Raw genomic sequence first — 15,859 nt, forward strand, 5'->3', positions numbered from 1 at the left:
GCGAACGAAACCACGGGTAACCGGAACAGTTCGCTCCGGCCCGGACTCCCTGATCCTGAGGCTCACGACGCACATCTGGACCGGCCGCGCCGGCTGCGTGCGGCAGTGCCCCGATACCTCAACTCTCCTCACCGAAAAGGAAGTTGGGGCGCGCGAAAAGGGCGAGTGGCGTGAGTCAGGTCACAGGCCGGCTGCGGGGGAAGTGGTCCACGGCATCCCCTGAGCCTGGCATGCTCATGCGTGGCTACTGGGGGGTAACCGCCGCGTGCGCACTGCCGTGAGGGCATGTGCGCCGCCATGCCCTCCCTGCGCCGCCTCGTTCTCTCTCCCTCCTGAAGCGCACCCCCCTGTCACCGCTCCCGAGGACTCACGCGTGCACAAGCTCAGAAGACACACCCAACTGTCGGTACTGTCGGCGATCACCGTCGCGACCCTGCTGATCACCGGCTGCTCCACCGACTCCCCCGCCACCGCCGACAAGGCGGCCGCCACGACGGCCGAGTCTCCCGCGTCCGGCGCGGCCGAGGAACAACTCGCCGTCGTGTCCGCCCCGACCGGTGACGCCACCCCCACCGCCGTGGCCGACGCGAACGCGGCCGACCGGCTGGGCAAGGCCGAGAAATCCGCGCTCAAGGTCGCGTCGTACGACAGAAAGAGCGGCCGGGCGGTGATCACGGCACCGGCGTCCGAGCCGGACGCCGAACCGTCCGCGACTCCGTCGACGACCGCCTCCGCCTCCCAGGACTCCGACGAGGGCGACACCGGCACCGACCCTGGAACCGCCACCGACCCCGGAACCGACCCTGGAACCGACCCCGGCACCGGAGCAGGTGCGAAGCCGAACCCGAAGCCGAAGCCCGCCGTGGCCGTCGGCGACGTCATAGCCAGCGCCCCCGCCCCCGGCGCCCCCGACGGCGTGCTGGCCGAGGTGACGGAGATCGTCGGCACGGCGGCGGACGGCGGCACGACCGTCGAGACGGAGCCGGCCGAGCTCAACTCCGTCCTGGGTGAGGGCAAGGCGGACGGCCAGGTCCCTGTCGACCCCTCCACCCTGGACGTCGACCCGCTCGTCCAGGGCGTGAAGGTCTCCTGGGCGAAGACCGGCGACCTCACCTTCGGCCCCGAGGGCGCGAAGCTCCCGCTCGGCAGCCTGCGCATCGACGTGGGCGCGGCGGTGGAGACCGCGCCGGGCGCCCCCGCCTCGGCGGCGGCCTCGGTCGAGGGCTTCGTCCAACTCGCCCCCGAGGTCGCCTTCTCGTACGACGGCTCCGGCGCCGGCACGGGCTCGTCGCCGGGCGGCGCGTTCCTGGGCCTGACCGGCGACTGGGCCTCGCAGTGGTCGCTGAAGGGCCGCGCGGCCGGCTCGACCGACGGCAAGCCGATCCGTATCCCCTTCGCCGAACTGCACGCCGATCCCGTCATCCAGGTCGGCCCCGTCCCGATCGTCGTCAACCTGGACCTCGTCTGCTACTTCCAGGTCGACGCCGACGGCCGCGTCACGGTCGACGTCGAGCAGGACCTCAAGGGCGACTTCCGCCTCGGCGGCAACTTCACCTGGGCCAAGGGCTGGCAGGGCGTGAGCGAGTCGAACATGACCGGAGAGCCCCTGAAGACGACGGTCACGGCCGTCGGCGACGTCAAGGCCGCGATGGGCGCGGAGGCGACGGTCGGCCTCTACGGCACGGTCGGCGTCACCGCCGACATCGCCCCGTACCTCCGCGCCGAGGCCGACGCGACCGCCGAGGGCTCGGCGAACGGCACAGGTTCGGCGAAGGGCTCCTGGGCCCTGTACGGCGGCATCGACCTCACCGGATCCCTGAACCTCCAACTCTCCATCTTCGGCACACCGATCTTCCAGACGAAGATCCCCCTCGGCGCACTGCACGAGGAGTGGCTCCTGACGAAGGGCGAGGCGAAGACGCCGTAGGGCGCGCCCGCTTCCCTGTGACCGCAGGCCCTGCTCTCCTCCCGCCGGGAAGGGCAGGGCCTACGGCACAGGCCGAAGAGGGCGAAGGAATAGCGGGGGCAACGGGAGAGAATCCCCCCATGGGGACCACGAAACTCACCGCCCGCGCCCTCAACCGCGCGACCCTCGCCCGCCAACTGCTCCTCTCCCGCGTGGAGTTGGACGTGCCGTCGGCGATGCGACGCATCGTGGCCCTCCAAGCCCAACACCCGGCGTCCCCGTACATCGCCCTGTGGAACCGCCTGTCCCCCTTCGACCCCACCACCCTGGACGCGGCGCTCGCCGACCACCGCCTCGTCCGGGCGACCTTGATGCGCGTCACGGTCCACACGGTCCACGCGGACGACTACACCCCGTTCCGCGAGGCGATGGAACCCACCCTGCGAGGCTCCCGCCTGGGCGACCCCCGCTACCGCGCCTCCGGCCTGACAGCCGCCGACGCCGACGCCTTCCTCCCGCACCTCCTCGACCACGCCGACCGCACCGTGCGCACGGCCGCCGAACTCCGCACCTGGCTGGAGGACCACCTCGGCGCCGCCGCCCCGGACGCCGACGCCCCGGACACCGCCGCCCACCGCATGCTCCGTCACTACGTGCCCCTGTGGCACGCCCCGACCGGCGGCCCTTGGTCCTTCGACACCCGCCAGTCCTACGTGGCGGCCTCCCCGCGACCGTCCCTCACGGACCCGGAAGCGGCCGCCGAGGGCCTCCGCGCCCTCATCCGCCGCTATCTCCAGGGCTTCGGCCCGGCGACGGTCGCGGACATGGCCCAGTTCGCACTGATCCAACAGCGCCGCATCAAAACGGCCTTGTCCGCCATGCCGGAGGAACTCGAAACCCTGCACGCCACCGACACCGGCCACACCCTGTACGACATCCCGGGCGCCCCACGCCCCCGGAGGACACCCCGCCCCACCCCGCCTGCTGGCCATGTGGGACAGCACGCTCCTGGCCTACGCGGACCGGGGCCGCCTCCTCCCACCCGAGTACCGCCCGTACGTGACCCGCATGAACGGAGACGTACTCCCGACCCTCCTGGTGGACGGCAAGGTGGCCGGCATCTGGCGCCCCCTGCCCGACTCCATCGAGGCCACGGCCTTCCACCCGCTCCCCACCGCTGTCTGGGACGCCCTCACGGAGGAGGCCACCGCCCTGCACGCCTTCCTCACCGCCCGCTCGGACCCCACCCCGTACCGCCGCCACGACCACTGGTGGACGAAGCCGCTCCCGCCCACGGCGGAGACACGCGTACTCCCCGCCGCTTGACGGGGACCTGCTCCCCGCAGTATCTCGCTCCACCACTCCTCCGAGTGATGGCGATCGCGCGAACTTCGAAGTACTTTCAAAGTCATGGGTACCGAGAGCGCCGCCGTGAACTTCTCCGAGCTGGTGAACAAGAACAAGCAGACACTCGCCCGGCTCCAGGAATCACCGAGACTGCTCCTGCACCGCCGGGACGGAGAAGATCTGGTTCTCACGACCGCGGCGCGGGCCGAGCAGGACCAGACGGTGGTGTCCGCAGCCACTCGGATGCTGGTCGCGATGGCTCGCCGGGAGCCCGGCAGCATGGAACTGCTCCTCGACATACTGCCGGAGGCCTTCCCCTGGGTCCGTTTCCTGCCCGAGCCCGATCTCCACGCCTTCGCCGTCGAACTGGTCGACACCATGCGGGCCGCCGACTCGGTCGGCAACAGCGCCTCCGTCGCCCAGCTGCTCATCGCCTGGCAGCACACCGCGGAGGTCTACTCCGACCCGGAACTCCTGGCCGCGCTGACCCGGCACCACTCCGAGGACTACGGCCTGGTACCCGACCCCAGGAACATCGCATGACCGGGCGCCGCGGAGACCGCGCCGCCCCACCGGCGCCCCACGGGCACTGGGTAGTCCGCTCGCGGACGCGGGGGTGGCCAAGGGCTGGGAGAGCCTCGCCCAGCAGGCCCGCGAGAACACCTACCGCGCCTGGATCACCATGCGCACCACCCCGAGGCCCACCATCGAGACACCCCGGCACCATCGACTCAAGGGCGCCCTGGCACACGGCACCCATCGAGGACAGACCTGCGAGCAGTGGCAGATCGAGGTGACCGGCGGAGGCCGCGTCTGGTACCTCCTGGACACAGCGAACGACACATGCTGGATCACCTTCGCCGGCACCGGGCACCCGAGAGCCACGGACCGACGCTGACCCGGACGGCGCCCAGCCAGCCCGCCCACCCTCATCCCTCCCGACCCCAACCCTCCCAGGCTCACCCTCAAGCTGCCCCACCAACGCGTCCGCGAGGCCCTCGGCATCAGGGTCGGGCCCACCGGGCCGGCACTCGTCGATGAACTGCCAGAAGGTTTTCTCATCCATGCGGCAGAGCATGATGCGCACCACTGACACCCGGGCCTCGGCGGTGGCGTCTGCCCGCTACTCACGACACGGACGGACTGGACATCACCTGAAGAGGAGGGTCGGCTCGGCGAGAATGTCCCGCCCCAGTTCGCTCTTGTAGATCAGGTCGATGCTGCCGAAGCGGGCGTGGCCGTAGTCCAGGCCCAGAGCCTCTACGGCGTCCCGCACCGCCGCCTCGGAAGAACTCTCGATCTCCAGAAAGGTGTCCAGCTCCGGCCAGGTGTCGAAGTCGTAGGTGACGCCGTCCAGCTGCCATTCCTTGCGGTAGTTCTGCTGGTAGCGGACCTGCCGCAGACCGAGCGCCGTGAGCAGCTCCGCGGTCTTGTCCAGGTCGCCGACCTCGATCTCGATCTCGGTGGTTCCGTTGATGTGCGTGGCATCGGTGACCTGCTTCAAGGTGAGCGTGGTCCTGCCGCCCTCGTCGCGCAGCCGCAGCCACTGTTCGCCCCGCACGGCGTCGTTCTCGAAGATCAGGCGGGTGAACATGGTCCTGGGGAAGACCTGTTCGGCCCCGGCGGCCCGTAGCGCGCCGATGGTGGCCTGCACGTCGATCTCCAGGAACTTCGCCTCGTACTCGTGTTGTGCCACGGTTCTCCTTGTCGTCTGAACAGAAGCTGCCGTGGCCTCGATGGAGGAAGGGCAGCCTCCCAGTGTGGTCACTGCTACGGTCGCGTGCATGGCGTTCTCCGTCTCCATGGCCCAGGCTGTTGATCTACGGGTGCAGCCGGTTGACGAGGTCCTTGATCGCGTCGAGCGGTCTCTGCGAGTGCACTTGCTCCCGGAGACGTTGGTGCGGAAGCGGCGATCGGTGGGGGCCAGGACAGACCGCGATACCTGGGTGCGGATCGAGCGGCGCTTGCTCGACAAGATCCCCGATCAGGGCTGGAACGGTACTGAGTGCGCCGCGCGTCTGGAAGGCATCGCTCAACCCGAATGGCACGGATGTGTGGTCTGGCGGGATGTGAACGGGCCCGTGATGTGGCGAGCGGACGAAACCGCGCTGCTGCCGGGAGCGCCTGTCGGTACCGCCGTGTTGAGTGTCGTCCCGGAACTGTCGGATCAGTGGTGGGAGACCCTGAACGCTTCGTTGGGTGCGCTGGCGGCTCAGGACACGAGGCGGATCGCCACACCGGACACCGCCACCATCACCCAGGCCTCCGTGACCGAGTCCATCCACGGTGTCTTCCCCAGCGACTTCGATACGACTGTGGAGCGGTGGGTCCCGGCCCACGCGGACCTGAACTGGGCGAACATGACCGCACCGACCTTCAGCCTCTTCGACTGGGAAGACTGGGGAAACGCACCGTTGGGGCTGGATTCTGCCTCCCTGTGGGCGAGTTCCCTCGCTGTCCCGGCTCTGGCCGATCGCGTACGGCACGAGCGCCGGTCCGACTTCGAGAGCCGGGACGGCAAGGTGATGACGTTGTTCGCCTGCTCGAAGATCCTCGGGCCCTACGCGCACCCCGGGGACCCTCGTCTGGAGCCCGCCCGGCGCACGGCCGACCAGATCATCAAGGAGATTCAAGCGGGTTGACCACTCGAGAGTGATCTCGAAGGAGACGCCGGTACTCCTGGACGGTCCGCTCCTCGACCTCGCCCGCCAGTGCGCCGACGAGTTCGCCCAGATGGGCGGGCTCATCAGTGCCCACGGCGACGGAGTCGACCTGCGGGAGGTGATAAGCGGCTCTGAAAGCCGCCTGTGCACGGGAGAGTTGGCTGCTGTCACGGAGAAAGAGGCGGGGGTCGATCCTGGCCCACACCGGAGCGCTGGTGCTGCCTCCGAAAGGGCACATCCCCCATACATCGCCGCTGCCCAAACCCCACGCCCTGGTGAGGGCATCCGAGGCATCCAGTGTTCTGGCTCCGACGAGCAAACCGGCGCGGACCATGAGGACCGCTGGCCTCGGTACGGTCGTGTCGACCAGGCTCAGCAAGGGCAACGGGTCGCAGGACGCGACGCCCCAAGCTGCGCACAGCCCCGTCGCCACAGCGGCGTCGAGGGCGGCACACGCCTGTACCAACACGTCCTGGTTGTGAGGGGCGGCTTCACGGAGCGAATGCTCCGGGTTGTGCAGGAACACCAAGTCCGGCTCTCGCCCAAGGTTCTCGGCAGCCTGTTTCACAGCAGCGTGCAGCCGTACGGAGTCCAGGGAGTGCTCCACCCCGTCCGGCCCTGGGAAGCAACCGACCTTGGTGGAGACCGTGAACTTCGGCAGCAGGTCGCCGGCTGTCCGCGCCAGGACCTGATGCGAGCGGAAGCCGAGGTAGTTGGCGCTGGTGTCGAGTGCGGTGACGCCGAGGTCCAGGGCCCCGGTCAGGAGACGGCGTTCGTGACGAGACCGGTGTAGCCCGAGGACAACTCGGGGGTCAGCACCGCGCACAGCTCCTCCTTCACCAGGATCTCGGCGACCTCCATCACTTCGGCTCCGACGACCGCTGCGGCCCGTTCCAGCGCGACCGGCCTGCCGCTGAGCAGCAGACGCAGCGCCGGCAGGGCCTTGGCCGTGAGGGTGAGCTTCTTCCCTGAGGCCACGACGTGGACGGCTTCTCCACTTTCCTGGATACGGGGAGAAAAGTGGGTGGTGCACACCACGGCGTCGAGCGGCCCGAGTATGTCGAGGAACGGCACGTGCCGAGACAGGGCCGTCCCACGCTCGTATGCGGCCAGGAAGTCGGCCGGGGAGCGTTCGGCGACGAGTCGGGCGACGGCCGCAGTCAGAGCTTCGCTGCCGGATCCGTGCCAGCGGTCGAGGTCCTGGCGAAAGATTTCGCGCTCACGGCACCAGTCGCCCAGCCATGCGAGCCAGCTTGCTCCAGTGCGCTTGGTGATGCCGAAGGTGACGTGAAGGCTCTTGCCCGAGCCGCTGCCGACCCGGGTCGCCTGGTGCCAGTGGCCTCGGGGGATGTGCATGACGTCACCAGTCCGCATGACGCCGGACCAGATGATCTCGTTGCTCGGCGTGTTGTTGGGGTCGGAGTCCCGGTACAGGGGGGCGCTTCGGGAGGCCGTGCGCACCTCCCACTCCTTCTCACCAGCGAGTTGGACGATCACGACATCGTGGTCGTCCCAGTGCAGAGGGAAGCCTGCGGCGTCGTTCGTCGTCAGGTATGCGTTGACCTGGACTCGCTCGCGGGACCACCACTGCAAGGCCCGGCAGGCGACCTCCATCGTGGGATCGAAGACGTTGGCCTGGTCCATGATCACCGTCGCGCCGTCCTGCAGGAGCCTGCCAAGGCTGCGCATGTTGACCATGGAGATGCTCTGGCCCCGAGGGCTGACACTGTCGGTGTAGTAGATGGCCGGGTGGACCTCCTCGCCCTTTTGGAAGCACCGGAACTGCGGGCGGTTCAGGCTCCTGCGCATCGCGATGTCGAGCAGGCGGTTCGGAGTCATGATCCGGGAGACAAGGGCGGGGTCGTCCATGCTCCCGCGTGCGAATCCCCTGCCCAGTCCCTCGACCCCGCTCCATCCAAGCGCTGCCTCGACGGCGCTGATCAACCGATGTTCCATCGCTGCGTCCTCCATGAGTTCGATCACGTGATTCGGACACAGCGGGGGCGACACGGCCGACCGTGCCGCCCCCACCGCTTGGTGCCTACTCGCTGTCGTGCAGGTTGCCGTCGCCGCCCGGCCACGGCGCGTCGCCGGAACTCCCGGCGTTGTCCGACCGGAGGCTGTCGTACCGGTCGTGGACGGCGGTCAGTTCCTCTACCGTCACCAACAGGCCACTCGGGCCCGGCGGCGTCGCGTTGTCTGCCACTTCGTGCTCCTTCCTCTTCGGGTCTCCCGGCCATGTCTGGCCGGGTTGGGGCGCTGGTGGAGCTGCGCTGTGCATGGCGCCGGAAGGCACCGCCGTTCCCGGCCTTCGGTCCTCGACCGGGAGTCTGTGCGTTGGAGGGAGGTGCGCAGGCCCTCCAAAAGGCGGGGGAGAAGGGCTACGCCAAAGGTTCGAGAGCCGACGGCAGTCCCGCCCCCTCGAACCAGCGGCCGAGGCATTGACATCGCGCTCCCCTTACGCGGAGTGCTGCCGCGTAAGGATGAAGCAGAGTCAGACGAGCCGCGATTCGCAGACGGGTGAGGTCGGAGGCTCGGTCCGTCGTCCGCCTTCAGCTTCTGGAAGCAGGCGCAGTGACAGCACGTGGGGCCTCCAGTTCCGCCCAAAGCGTCTTCCCCCAGGGGTGGCGGTCGCACCCCCACCGGTCGCTCAACACGTCGATGAGGAACAGGCCGCGTCCTTGCTCGGCGTCATCGGCGGGGCTGGTCATGGCAGGGATGGTGCGTGCTTTGTCGATGACCGCGATCTTCACGCGGTGCGGTGAGGGTCGACTGACGATGACCCGGAGCAGACGGCACGATGTGTGCTGGACGGAGTTGCCCACGAGTTCGGACACGATCAGCGTGGCCGTGTCCGCCAGGTCTCCTATGGCCCAGGCATTGAGGGCGGCGCTGATGAGCAGGCGTGCACGGCGTGCGGATTCCGGCTCGCATGGCATCGTTTCGCTGTAGCGGGGCGCGCCAATCGAGGCGGGTCTGGCGGCGGTCGTCGTCACGGGGTCATCCCTCCGATGGAACGGCCCAGCTCGGCTACAGGGCGCGGCGGCTGCTGGGCCTCTCCTCCACTGTCGCCGGAGCGTGGCGCTCGGTCCTTCGGCGACGTCAACGACCGTACGAAGCCAGCGATACCGGGCTCAACGAAATTGCGGGTTATTGCGGAACGTCAACCGAGGGCACTGATAGCCGAGTTGATGAGGGTGCGGGCGCGGTCGCCGTAGACGGCCATCTTTGCGAGTTCGGCGAACGCCTTGCGGTAGTCGGCGATTTCGCGAGGCTGCCTGATGTTGATCTCAGCGGTCAGGGTCTCCACCACGGCGTGGTTGTCGTCGAAGATGTAGAACGCCTCAAGGGGCCAGATGACGCGGGGGGCAGTGAACGGGATGACACCGAGCGAGACCGATGGCAGTGGCAGGACGTCAAGCAGGTGACGGAGCTGGTCGGCCGTCGTCCTCCGGTTGCCGATCCGAGAGCGTAGAACCCACTCTTCGAGCAGCACGACGAAGCGGTGGCCTCCCTCGTACAGGAACCGGCTACGGGCGAGGCGGGCGGCAACGGCATCGGCGACGTCGTTGGGCGTTCCCTGAAAGTCGGTGATCGACTGCATGAGGGCGGTGGCGAAGTCGGCGGTCTGGAAGAAGCCTGGAACAGCATTCGAGCAGTACACACGGCACACGGCCGCTTGCTCGTGGAGGGTGTAGAAATCCTCCTGGACCTTGCGCATGCCGTTCTTGTGGATGCGCCGCCACTCCACATACATGGAGTCGACCGCCCGCGCCGTGGCGATCAGGTCCTCCGTCTGGCTCTCTGCTCCGCAGGCGGAGCACCATGCTCTGATGTCTGCGTCGGAGGGCGCGGCCTCGGCTTTCTGGATACGGGTCGTCTTTGCCGGATGCCAGCCGCACCGGGCGGAAAGCTCTTTCCCGGTGAGGCCGGCGTCCTGACGAAGGTGCTGCAAGCGCTTCGCGAGGGCTTCACGCGCCGCCTGGGCGCTGGAGGAAGGGGAGGCGGGCATCGAATCGTACGTGGGATCAGACGGAGAACTTCTCGTGGTCGATGGCTCGCTCCCACACGTTCTCGAACGCGGCGACGACCATCTGCACCACGTCTTGGTTTTCGGTGAACTCATGCCCTGCCCAGTCACCGTCGCCAGTGAACCAGTGGAACATCACTAGCCGATCGTCGATGAGCCACAGGTCGTTGCCGGGCAGAGCGATATCCGAGGCGAGACGGCGGGGGAGCCAGCGAACCTCTTCACCGACAGCGATGTTGACCGAGGTCAGGGCATGTTCCCACCGGATGTAATCGGTCACGGGCTCGGAGACGATCCGGGCTCGACGCATTCGGACGCCCCTGGCGACGGTTTCGCGCACCAACGGGGTCCAGCCCAGCCAGAACGGTGAATCGGGGTCCAGGTCGGTCCGACCGGTTCGCAGGAACTCCTCGAAACTGTCCGCCTCGTTGCCGACACTGTAGACGTCGCGCATCTCCAGGTGGACGGCTGTGTGCTCGGCGGAACCCAGCAGTTCAGCGAAGTCCGGCACGCCGTTCTGCGACATCACACGCCTCCCTCAGAATCGGCACCATGCGGGCGGGGATGCGGATCACCGTCTCATGTGCGGGGATTCCCGTGTCGTGTCCGGCGACCCATTCCGTCTCGCCCACCTGGGCCTTCAGCAGCTTGTCGGCCTCCTCGCCCTGGAGGATGAGGTCGGCTGTCTCTTCCTCCACCCACACGGTCGGCGAACCGCCTCCTGTGGTCTCCGGGTCGATTCCAACGAACTCTAGAGCCATGGTGCCCTCCCGTATCAAGGCGGTTGCGGGTTGTTGCGGTGCGACGGTTCCCGGGCGGTTGTGCTGGGTCAAGGGCGCAAGGCCGCGTCGGTAACTAAATGGCTTGTTCGCGTCGGATGTGCTGCACGATGTCACTCGCCCATGCGCCGCAGGCACCTCCGGAGCCGTCCCGAGCCGTCTCGACTCCAAGGAGGAGTCACGCACCTTCCTCGATCAGGGCTCCCGCCAGCTTCAGCATGACGTCCACCCTGTCGTTTCGTTCAAGCCGTAGCCACTCTGCGAAGATCAGCTCGACCTCGTCTCGCTCTAGCCGTCCGGACTGCATGAGCCGGTACAGCCGACGTTTGTCATCGCGGTTTTCGAGCCTTGATGCGCGCGCCAGCACGTCCTTCATCGACGGCAGGGCCTTGCCTGCTCCCCGAAGTCCGGCGTTGCAGCGCTGGCACTCGACGCGGAGGTTCGACAACTCGGTGTTTATGGGCGGAGCCGGGTCAACTAGGTGGACGCTGAGCACCGCTCGCTGAGTCTCGTCCTCGGGGTACGCCTCGCCAGCACGGATTCCGCACGTCTGGCAGAGGGAGCCAGCCTTCTCTATGGCTTCTCGGCGGCGGGCAGCGGGGATGCGTGGCTTGGCGGGTTCCTGGCGCTGTTCTCCCAGGTCGATACGGACCCCGATCTTTGCGAGCAGATATTCGTCGGGCCTAAGCCGTGGATTGGTTTTGTAGTTGTCGATCCGCCACCCCAGTTCGCGCAGATCCCGCATACGGCGATCCACCTGGGCTACTCCAGGCACCCCCTCGATGAGCTGGAGCTTGGTGAAGACCTCGCCTTCACCCACGGCCGCCAAGAACTCGGCGACTTTGACCTTCGATGACCGTCGCACAGGGCGTTCGTCTGTCACTGCTCTCTCCCGTTGACCTAGCTGTCAGCACGCCGTGGTCCCTCCCCCAGCGGGGACGGCCCGAACTAGTGTACCTTCGGCGAACGTGGATCGTACGGACGGCGCGTATGATTGAAAGGCCTACGGCGTTCGGCAACGTCCGGCAAAAACGTTTCTCGCTGATCAGGGAGGTTGAGCGGTACAGATGGACATGGGTGCTTGGGCCGCCGCAGCGGTGGCTGGGATCTGGTTGATCGTCTTCGTGGTGGGCTACACCCTTGACCAGGTCCCTGGCCTGTCGGCCAAGGCCGAGAGGGCGATCGCCTCGCTCCGTCGCCTTCGGTCCGCCTGGCGCGGTGGTGAGGGCGCGGAGCGGCACGAGCGGCAGGCGGAGGTAGGCGACCGGGAGCGCATCGAGCCTCGTCGATGACAGCGTAGGTTGGCGGGCGCGCGCCTGCCGCGGACGGTCAGATCCCTGATCTGCCGGCCGCTGCGGCAGGCGCGTAAGGGCGGACCGGTCAAGCAACCTGCACGGCGCTGGCCTGAACGAGGTGCGGAGTCTGGGCCACGAAACTTGTCCATGCCTCCGCTGAAACCGAGAGGCGGGCGGCTGCCGGCCGTTTCGAGTCCCGTATGAGGACTTGGGAAGGGAGGAAGGCGGCTTCCAGGCACTCTGTGGTGTTGGCGCCGCTGTACGACGACTTGAACCAGGTGGGCTCAGGGGCAGCCTGGGGATCGACAAGCATTCAAAGCTCCTTGCGGGCGTTGTGGATCATGTCGGAGGAAGCCTCCATATCCAACGCTTGTGCGCGCAGGTACTCGAACGCAAGCCTGTACTTGTCCAGTTCCTCGTCCTGCTCCAGGAAGAGGGAGCCCGTATGGAAATCGACGTATACGACGTCGAGTGCCGGTTCCTGGCCGCCGATGACGACGAAGCTGCCCAGGGCTGCGGCGTGCGCTCCTTTGGAGAACGGCAGTATCTGGAGTGTGATGTGTGGGGACTCGTTGGCCTCCAGCAGTCGGTCGAGTTGATTCCTCATTACCCGCGGTGACCCGACGACGCGGCGGATCACGGACTCGTCGAGGATCGCCCACAAGCTCGGCGGCGTCGGCCGGAAGAGGATCTCCTGTCTCCTCATGCGGATGTCGACGAGCCGTTCGATCTCCGCAGGCTCTAGAGGTACCTCGTTGGCCTTCTGGAGGGCCGTGCTGTACTCGCGGGTTTGCAGAAGGCCGGGCACGTAGACGCAGCAGAAATGACTCTCGCGCACTGCTTCGTCCTCTAGCGTGAGCAGGAGGTTCATGCTCTCGGGGATGGAGTCGGCGAAAGAACTCCACCAGCCCTGTTCCTTGGCGTTCTTGGCAAGGTTCACAACTGCTCGGCGTTCGGCGTCAGTTGCTCCGTACTCGCGACACAGGGCGTCGATCACCAGCCATTTTACGGGTCCGGCTTGGGTCTCGTACCGGCTGACCGTGGCCTTGGATACGCCCACCAACTGCCCGGCCTCCTCAAGGGTCAGCCCTTTCTGGGCGCGCAACTTTCGCATCATCACGCCCAACTGACGGCGGCGAGTGGTGGTCCGTACGGACATGGAGCTCCTTCACCTGAGCATGGGGCGGCTGCCTGGAGGCCCTTCAGGCTAGGCAGCACCGCAGCCGCGTCACTACCAGATTCACTCGATGGATTGTCGTGAGAAGTTACACAGTAAGAGTTCTCTGTGTCATGCTCGCTCATGGATCGCTACGCAATGCAGTCGTACGGATACGGCAGGCGCAGGCAGCGCGTGGCATGGGAGGGAGGAGTAGCCGTGCCCGGCTACGACATCACCAAGCCTCGACTTCGCTGTGTCCTGCCCTTCGAGGCGGGGCCGGCGGAGGTACGACTACTTCGCAGAGCGACCGCCTCGCAGTTGGGGCAGTGGGGCTTGCTGGCCGCTGCGGAGGAAGCCGAGTTGGTTGTGACAGAGCTGGCGACGAACGTCGTCAGGCACGTTGGCGAGGGGGCTTCGGCAGCCTTGGTCCTTGAGAGGAGAGGCGAGCGGCTACGAGTTGAGGTCCACGACAAGAGCCGCACGGTGCCGATTATTCGGCCGACGCTCTGTGACGAGGAGTGCGGACGCGGATTGCATCTGCTCGCTGCCCTGACGGCCGATTGGGGGACGGTTCTTACGGCGGTGGGCAAGGCTGTCTGGTGCGAGGTCGAGATCGACTCCGGAAAGGGGTGCCGCCGCGTCGAGCGGGCCGCTGAGGCCTTGGAGGCCTACCACGGCGGTGACAGTGCTGCGGTTGATCAGGGGCGTCGTCGGCAAGTTGTGCTGGAGGAGTCGGCGATCGAGTTGATTGCCGATCTGCTCCACTGGACATCGGCCCGCGGTTTGGACCCGGATGACATCCTCGACCGGGCGCAGATGCACTACGAGGCGGAGGCGGCGTGATCCCTTCCTGCTCCGGACCACGCCGGCGACTACCTCATTGCAGCCCGCAGCAGCGCGCCGGCATCGCCGTGAGCGCCCTGCTCGTGAAGCTCTAGGGCTGCCTGCATGACCTCTCGATCCCCTTGATCTCGGCCGTAGACATGGATCAAGTTGTCGGCCAGCCGGTTCTGGTGCCGCTGGCGAAGCGTCAGTAGTACCACGGCCGTTTCGACGGGACTGAGGACCTCAGTTGTGGTCTGGCGGAGCATGGCCAGTGCAACGTCCTGTCTGTCGCCTCTGCCTAGCTCTTCCGCTTGTGCCGCCACTCGGCGTGCCGCCGCCACATCGTTCCGGCTCCGCCGCCGGTCCCCCCTTCGACGGGGGACCGGCGGCGGAGCCGGATGAGCGAGGGCGGCCAGACGTGCTTGCAGGCCGGCTTTGGCCGCGTTCAGTTCCGTGACGGCGGCACGCAGTGTCGCGGATTCGTTTTTCAGCGAGGCCAGTTGTTCGGCCTGCTCGCTCAGGTCGGCGCATCTGACGCAACGCCGTTCGTCCACGGCCCTGAGGCGAAGACTCATCACGTCGTCGAGGCTGATGCCAACGGCTCGCTCGCCGCCAGCGTCTGTGCAGGCTTCTTTGTAGAGAGTCTCAATGAACTCCGGCCCGGGGACCGTCTTGCCGCTCAGGAATCGGGACAGCGAACTGGGATTGCTGCTCAGCCTTCCAGCTGCTTCTGATTGGTTAAGTCTCTTATTCCCAAATTGACCTGAAAAATCTGGTTTCAGGTGTCGGCAGAGGTCGCCGAGTGTCATTGCGAGTGCTCGTCGGCCAGGGGAAACATCGCTGCTGAACTGCTTCTTTATCCAGCTATGCCCGGCCGGGCTGCGGTCTTCTGGCGTCATGCGAACCTGTCTCCCCGCTTCAGTCCACCCGGTCTCAAGTCCCGGTCGTGTGCAGGTAATTGTGCATGATCACGGCAGGATCGATCGGGGCGCTTGCTCTTTTGCGAGCAAGTGTTTTCTGAGTGGACTTTCATTCGGTCGGAAGTGCAACACTGGTTGAGCCGCCCGGGAAGCGGGGGACGCGAAACCGCGTGAGCGCTGCCAGTTGTTTGTGGTGCGAAGCGGCATGTTGGACACGACTTGACCGGAGGAGCTCATGGAGTTGCCGTCCTACCAGGACGTCAAAGGGGGCAAGTCGCAGGTAGCGCTGTGGCTGATCACCGAAGTAGGGGAGGGGAACACCTTCACCAAGGTCCAGCTGCGTGAAGCCTTCCCGGAAGCGGCGCAGATCGACAGGCGGCTGAGGGAGCTTCGCGACCATGGCTGGAGATTCGATACCAGTCGTGAGGACCCCTCGCTGCTCCAGCAGGAACAGCGGTTTGTGACCAGGGGCGCTGACGTCTGGATTCCGGGCAGGGCTAAGGCGCCGGCGCACAAGAACAGCCTCACCGCCACACAGCGCGCAAAGGTCATGCATGACGACAACAACCTGTGCCGGTCCTGCGGCGTGGGAGCCGGTGAAGCCTACGAGGACGGCGGCGGAATCGACCTTGCGAAACTGAACGTGTCCCGCCGCAAGGTGCTCCACAGTGATGGGACCGAGGAGTACCAGCTCATCACCGAGTGCAAGAGGTGCGGTGTCGGCGGAGGCTCCGATCGGGAGGTCGACCTCGGCATGATTCTGGACCTCGTGGAGGATCTCGCTCCCATCGAACAGGAGGTCTTCCTCAAGTGGGTGGCGGCTGACCAGCGCACGTTCAGCCCGATCGAGAGGGTTTGGGGCATCTACCGGACCTTGCCGCAGGAGTCCCGTGCCGCTGTGGCAGAGGCCATCACCGAGATGCTCGGCTGATCAC

Annotated in this window: 19 protein-coding genes and 1 pseudogene; 8 read left to right on the plus strand and 12 right to left on the minus strand. The window is 66.9% G+C overall.

Annotation, left to right across the window (positions count from 1 at the left end; all coding sequences use genetic code 11):
* The first annotated feature begins 373 nt into the window (after positions 1 to 373).
* From E4N62_RS00795 to E4N62_RS00810, 4 genes and pseudogenes are all read left to right on the plus strand, one after another.
* Complete coding sequence (locus E4N62_RS00795) at positions 374 to 1,927, plus strand: hypothetical protein (protein WP_230211473.1); 1,554 nt, start codon at positions 374 to 376, stop codon at positions 1,925 to 1,927.
* A gap of 119 nt (positions 1,928 to 2,046) precedes the next feature.
* A pseudogene (locus E4N62_RS00800) lies at positions 2,047 to 3,232 on the plus strand (winged helix DNA-binding domain-containing protein).
* A gap of 84 nt (positions 3,233 to 3,316) precedes the next feature.
* A complete protein-coding gene (locus E4N62_RS00805; RefSeq protein ID WP_230211474.1) occupies positions 3,317 to 3,796 on the plus strand; it encodes a hypothetical protein in 480 nt (159 codons plus the stop codon).
* A 73-nt stretch (positions 3,797 to 3,869) separates the two neighbouring features.
* Entirely contained in the window at positions 3,870 to 4,151 is a 282-nt protein-coding gene (locus E4N62_RS00810; protein ID WP_308184816.1) for a hypothetical protein, read from the plus strand.
* Positions 4,152 to 4,403: 252 nt separating this feature from the next.
* Here E4N62_RS00810 and E4N62_RS00815 read toward each other — a convergent pair whose 3' ends face one another.
* Positions 4,404 to 4,949 (minus strand): class IV adenylate cyclase, encoded by a 546-nt coding sequence (locus E4N62_RS00815; RefSeq protein ID WP_230211475.1) that lies wholly within the window; start codon positions 4,947 to 4,949, stop codon positions 4,404 to 4,406.
* Between the two features lie 88 nt (positions 4,950 to 5,037).
* Between E4N62_RS00815 and E4N62_RS00820 the strand changes: the two genes are divergently transcribed.
* Entirely contained in the window at positions 5,038 to 5,895 is an 858-nt protein-coding gene (locus E4N62_RS00820; RefSeq protein WP_230211476.1) for a hypothetical protein, read from the plus strand.
* Here E4N62_RS00820 and E4N62_RS00825 read toward each other — a convergent pair.
* The 8 genes from E4N62_RS00825 to E4N62_RS00860 form a co-directional block, all read right to left on the minus strand.
* Positions 5,873 to 6,742, minus strand: coding sequence for an aldo/keto reductase (locus E4N62_RS00825; RefSeq protein ID WP_230211477.1), 870 nt, complete (start codon positions 6,740 to 6,742; stop codon positions 5,873 to 5,875). The two genes, E4N62_RS00820 and E4N62_RS00825, sit on opposite strands and share 23 nt — an antisense overlap.
* Entirely contained in the window at positions 6,676 to 7,872 is a 1,197-nt protein-coding gene (locus E4N62_RS00830; protein WP_230211478.1) for a JmjC domain-containing protein, read from the minus strand. The genes E4N62_RS00825 and E4N62_RS00830 overlap by 67 nt, the downstream gene beginning before the upstream one ends.
* Positions 7,873 to 7,957: 85 nt before the next feature.
* Positions 7,958 to 8,122: a hypothetical protein gene (locus E4N62_RS00835; protein WP_230211479.1), complete on the minus strand. Its 165-nt coding sequence runs from the start codon at positions 8,120 to 8,122 to the stop codon at positions 7,958 to 7,960.
* Between the two features lie 346 nt (positions 8,123 to 8,468).
* A complete protein-coding gene (locus E4N62_RS00840) occupies positions 8,469 to 8,912 on the minus strand; it encodes an ATP-binding protein (RefSeq protein WP_230211480.1) in 444 nt (147 codons plus the stop codon).
* Positions 8,913 to 9,079: 167 nt separating this feature from the next.
* Entirely contained in the window at positions 9,080 to 9,928 is an 849-nt protein-coding gene (locus E4N62_RS00845) for a helix-turn-helix transcriptional regulator (RefSeq protein WP_230211481.1), read from the minus strand.
* A 16-nt stretch (positions 9,929 to 9,944) separates the two neighbouring features.
* On the minus strand, positions 9,945 to 10,472 hold the full coding sequence (locus E4N62_RS00850) for a DUF6879 family protein (RefSeq protein WP_230211482.1): 528 nt from the start codon (positions 10,470 to 10,472) through the stop codon (positions 9,945 to 9,947).
* Positions 10,441 to 10,707 carry a hypothetical protein gene (locus E4N62_RS00855; protein ID WP_230211483.1) on the minus strand — a complete coding sequence of 89 codons (267 nt, stop codon included), beginning with the start codon at positions 10,705 to 10,707 and terminating at the stop codon, positions 10,441 to 10,443. Before E4N62_RS00855 ends, E4N62_RS00850 begins: the two co-directional genes overlap by 32 nt.
* Before the next feature lie 196 nt (positions 10,708 to 10,903).
* Positions 10,904 to 11,608: a hypothetical protein gene (locus tag E4N62_RS00860; RefSeq protein ID WP_230211484.1), complete on the minus strand. Its 705-nt coding sequence runs from the start codon at positions 11,606 to 11,608 to the stop codon at positions 10,904 to 10,906.
* A 184-nt stretch (positions 11,609 to 11,792) separates the two neighbouring features.
* On the opposite strand from E4N62_RS00860, the gene E4N62_RS00865 reads away from it, so the two are divergent.
* Positions 11,793 to 12,017, plus strand: a complete 225-nt coding sequence (locus E4N62_RS00865) for a hypothetical protein (protein WP_230211485.1) — start codon at positions 11,793 to 11,795, stop codon at positions 12,015 to 12,017.
* An 88-nt stretch (positions 12,018 to 12,105) separates the two neighbouring features.
* Here E4N62_RS00865 and E4N62_RS00870 read toward each other — a convergent pair whose 3' ends face one another.
* Together E4N62_RS00870 and E4N62_RS00875 are read right to left on the minus strand one after the other, a co-directional pair.
* Entirely contained in the window at positions 12,106 to 12,333 is a 228-nt protein-coding gene (locus tag E4N62_RS00870; protein WP_230211486.1) for a DUF397 domain-containing protein, read from the minus strand.
* Positions 12,334 to 13,179, minus strand: coding sequence for a helix-turn-helix transcriptional regulator (locus E4N62_RS00875; protein WP_230211487.1), 846 nt, complete (start codon positions 13,177 to 13,179; stop codon positions 12,334 to 12,336).
* A gap of 216 nt (positions 13,180 to 13,395) precedes the next feature.
* On the opposite strand from E4N62_RS00875, the gene E4N62_RS00880 reads away from it, so the two are divergent.
* Complete coding sequence (locus E4N62_RS00880; protein WP_230211488.1) at positions 13,396 to 14,022, plus strand: ATP-binding protein; 627 nt, start codon at positions 13,396 to 13,398, stop codon at positions 14,020 to 14,022.
* A 29-nt stretch (positions 14,023 to 14,051) separates the two neighbouring features.
* Here E4N62_RS00880 and E4N62_RS00885 read toward each other — a convergent pair whose 3' ends face one another.
* Positions 14,052 to 14,903, minus strand: a complete 852-nt coding sequence (locus E4N62_RS00885) for a hypothetical protein (protein ID WP_230211489.1) — start codon at positions 14,901 to 14,903, stop codon at positions 14,052 to 14,054.
* Between the two features lie 256 nt (positions 14,904 to 15,159).
* Between E4N62_RS00885 and E4N62_RS00890 the strand changes: the two genes are divergently transcribed.
* Entirely contained in the window at positions 15,160 to 15,855 is a 696-nt protein-coding gene (locus tag E4N62_RS00890; RefSeq protein ID WP_230211490.1) for a hypothetical protein, read from the plus strand.
* Positions 15,856 to 15,859: the final 4 nt, after the last annotated feature.

The sequence above is a fragment of the Streptomyces sp. MNU76 genome (genome assembly GCF_020982545.1).
Classification (GTDB): Bacteria; Actinomycetota; Actinomycetes; order Streptomycetales; family Streptomycetaceae; genus Streptomyces.